The organism is Streptococcus suis, from assembly GCF_019794555.1.
Taxonomy (GTDB): domain Bacteria; phylum Bacillota; class Bacilli; order Lactobacillales; family Streptococcaceae; genus Streptococcus; species Streptococcus suis_AB.
The window spans coordinates 1-634 of sequence record NZ_JAIMEP010000078.1 but is presented as its reverse complement, the minus strand read 5'-3'; the positions used below and the strand labels follow the sequence as shown (position 1 = coordinate 634).

The 634-nt window shown below is 51.4% G+C and carries 7 tRNA genes; all 7 read left to right on the top strand.

What is annotated here, in order from left to right:
• The 7 genes from K6V48_RS11715 (at nt 1) to K6V48_RS11685 (ending at nt 632) form a co-directional block, all read left to right on the top strand.
• Nucleotides 1-73: transfer RNA gene (locus K6V48_RS11715), tRNA-Lys, on the top strand.
• Between the two features lie 3 nt (nt 74-76).
• Nucleotides 77-158, top strand: a tRNA-Leu gene (locus tag K6V48_RS11710).
• Between the two features lie 15 nt (nt 159-173).
• A tRNA-Thr gene (locus K6V48_RS11705) sits at nt 174-246 on the top strand.
• A 12-nt stretch (nt 247-258) separates the two neighbouring features.
• Nucleotides 259-330, top strand: a tRNA-Gly gene (locus tag K6V48_RS11700).
• A 6-nt stretch (nt 331-336) separates the two neighbouring features.
• Nucleotides 337-420, top strand: a tRNA-Leu gene (locus tag K6V48_RS11695).
• Between the two features lie 17 nt (nt 421-437).
• Nucleotides 438-511, top strand: a tRNA-Arg gene (locus K6V48_RS11690).
• Between the two features lie 47 nt (nt 512-558).
• Nucleotides 559-632: transfer RNA gene (locus K6V48_RS11685), tRNA-Pro, on the top strand.
• The last annotated feature ends 2 nt before the right edge of the window (nt 633-634 follow it).

The window sequence follows — 634 nt, the reverse complement described above, 5'->3', positions numbered from 1 at the left end:
GACTCGTTAGCTCAGTTGGTAGAGCAATTGACTTTTAATCAATGGGTCGCTGGTTCGAGCCCAGCACGAGTCATATGCGGGTTTGGCGGAATTGGCAGACGCACCAGATTTAGGATCTGGCGCTTTCGGGCGTGGGGGTTCAAGTCCCTTAACCCGCATAAGAATAGAAATAGGCCGGCTTAGCTCAGTTGGTAGAGCATCTGATTTGTAATCAGAGGGTCGCGTGTTCAAGTCATGTAGCCGGCATTCAGAAGAATTGCGAACGTAGTTCAGTGGTAGAACACCACCTTGCCAAGGTGGGGGTCGCGGGTTCGAATCCCGTCGTTCGCTTTAGGAGCCGGGGTGGCGGAACTGGCAGACGCACAGGACTTAAAATCCTGCGATGGCAACATCGTACCGGTTCGATTCCGGTCCTCGGCATGGACTACATATAGTTAGCACCCTTAGCTCAACTGGATAGAGTACCTGACTACGAATCAGGCGGTTAGAGGTTCGACTCCTCTAGGGTGCATCACTCGCTTAATGGAGACGTTAGGGGAGCTTTATTTTTAATGATATCGGGAAGTAGCTCAGCTTGGTAGAGTACTTGGTTTGGGACCAAGGTGTCGCAGGTTCGAATCCTGTCTTCCCGATT